The 2131-nt window shown below is 44.6% G+C and carries 4 protein-coding genes; all 4 read left to right on the forward strand.

Translation table 11 applies throughout. The features are described 5' to 3' along the window. On the forward strand, positions 1-566 hold a 566-nt coding region (locus NT178_06620; protein MCX5812202.1), incomplete at its 5' end, for an ABC transporter substrate-binding protein. Positions 567-916: 350 nt separating this feature from the next. Beyond that, the gene (locus NT178_06625; GenBank protein ID MCX5812203.1) at positions 917-1198 is read left to right on the forward strand and encodes a DUF6516 family protein; all 282 of its coding nucleotides are present in this window, start codon (positions 917-919) and stop codon (positions 1196-1198) included. Next, the gene (locus tag NT178_06630; protein ID MCX5812204.1) at positions 1195-1560 is read left to right on the forward strand and encodes a MarR family transcriptional regulator; all 366 of its coding nucleotides are present in this window, start codon (positions 1195-1197) and stop codon (positions 1558-1560) included. Before NT178_06625 ends, NT178_06630 begins: the two co-directional genes overlap by 4 nt. Positions 1561-1894: 334 nt before the next feature. Then, positions 1895-2131: hypothetical protein (locus tag NT178_06635; protein MCX5812205.1), on the forward strand; the 237-nt coding region annotated here is incomplete at its 3' end.

Consider the following 2131-nt stretch of genomic DNA (forward strand, 5'->3'; position numbering starts at 1 on the left):
CCAAGCCCGAGGTGCTTATTATGGGCTCTGCAGGCTCAGGCGTAATAAGCTTCCAGAAAACAGCGAAAGCTACAGGCTTCAGCGAGAAGGTGCTCATATACCAGCACACTGCTATCGAATTAGCCGTCCTCTCTTCCCTGGGCCTCGAAGGGCCGGAAGGGGTAGCAGGCACGGCAAGCTATATGTTCTACTACCCGCAGACGCCTGAAAACAAGGCGTTCGTAGCGGAATTCCAGAAACGGTACAGTAGGCTCCCCACTATGCCCGCCTTCTATGGATATACAACAGCGCAGTTTATTGCCAGGGCATATCAGAAGGCAGGGAAGTTCGATAAAGAAAAATTCATTGATGCCTTGGAGGGCATGGTACTGGAGACGAGTGCCGTAGGAAGGCTTGAGCTGCGAGCCTGCGATCACCAGCTTCTTCTGCCCACATTCTACGGCATGACCAAGAAGGTACCCGAGTACAAGGATTTTCTCATCGGTACAAATATCGTTACGGTATCGCCTAAAGACGGTATGCCCTCCTGTGAGGAGATTCAGCGGGCACGAGCAAAGGCAAAGTAAGGGAGAGGGGGCCAATACCCGCACCCCGGGCTTTGTGGGGTAGCCCCCGTTTTAACCGGACACGCTTATAACCAAAAATAAGTTGTAATAGGCATAGAGTTATTACTACAAGCCAAGAAATGGGACGTAAAGATTCGCAGGAGTTTAAATGCTCTATAAGCTTGACTGGCAAGGCTTTATGGGGTTTTTCTATATTTGCCGCAAATGTTGCGGCAAATATAGAAACCTGCATCGCTGTAATCGTGCCGGTAGTCCAGCTCCAATGTCAAGAATAAAGATTTGAACCCAGGTGCTCTCCTGAATTTTAACAATCATTTTGACAGATTCATTTTTACTGGTATAATATACCAATGGCTACTGAATTAGTCCATCACACAAAAGTTACTGATGAAAAAGGAAATACTCTTGAGATTAAAATATGGAAGATTTCAAAGCCTACGAAGGACAAACCCCATGGGTATCGATATTCTCTTGTATATATTGTGGATGGTAAAAGGGTGGTGGGGTATGATAACGGCGAAAGAAAAGGAGATCACAGACACATGGGAAATGAGCAGGAAGATTACGAATTCACCAGTATTGATAAACTCTTCAACGATTTCTATGAAGATGTCAGGAGGTTTCTGAAATGAAAGCAAAGAAAGTAATCGTCGGAATTAAAGGGGTCAAAGAAGCTCTTGATGAAGCAAAAGATGTCTTAAAGAAAGTGGCAAAGAACGAAAAAGTAAAAAAAGAAGTCGGCGTTTATTTTTCAAGTTTTGAAGCATTCAGAAAGGCATTGACACCGAAAAGGCTTGAGCTTCTCCACACCATAAAAACAGACAATCCAAAATCGATTAACGAGCTTGCACGTATTACAAAGAGGGATATCAAAAACGTCGCCGACGACATCAAATACCTGGAACAGATAGGATTCATAGAGAAACAGGTCGGGGAAAAAGAAATAAAGCCGTCAATAAGTTACGACATGATTGCACTAGAAATAGCAATTTAAGTCCAGCCGAACCGCAGACCCCTACCGGACGAAAAACAAGGCAGGATAAGGCTTTCCGGGGAGTTTGTCGTTTGGTGTTCACAGTGAACACCAAACAGAAAAAGGTCTCACGCCTGCATGAAAAATAATACCGCCGATAAAATTTCCTTGCGTTTTTATGAAGTTTGGAGCAAAATGGCAAAAAAGGGGCGGCAAAAACGGGGATCAAGCAACTAATGAAATGTTTTTTTGGCGAGAGAGAGATAGTTATATAGTTATGGACGTCCCCTTCGTCCTTTAGCGGAAAGAAGAAGAAACTTTCAGCAAAGGCGGTTTTAAAGAAAAAGGTTAAGAAATGAACACCATGATGCAACTCCGGTATGATCCATATAAGAACTTCACGACAAGCACCACCCCGGTTGGGCTCTATGCCCAGCAGAAATGGTTGGGTCAGGAAGGGGATAAGGACTGGCAATTTACCTTTGGCAACACAGTCGCCTCATTGCTCGAAGACCAACTCCAGGAAGGATCATGGGGTAATTCCTTTATCCACACAGTGCATCGGCTATTTGGTCTGCATCTGACCGTAAGA

The sequence above is a fragment of the Pseudomonadota bacterium genome (assembly GCA_026388255.1).
Lineage (GTDB): Bacteria > Desulfobacterota > Syntrophorhabdia > Syntrophorhabdales > Syntrophorhabdaceae > JAPLKB01.

Bases quoted from the DNA above. Each gene is read 5' to 3' on its own strand.
- NT178_06625 (MCX5812203.1), top strand. From the start codon at position 917: ATGGCTACTGAATTAGTCCATCACACAAAAGTTACTGATGAAAAAGGA.
- NT178_06630 (MCX5812204.1), top strand. From the start codon at position 1,195: ATGAAAGCAAAGAAAGTAATCGTCGGAATTAAAGGGGTCAAAGAAGCT.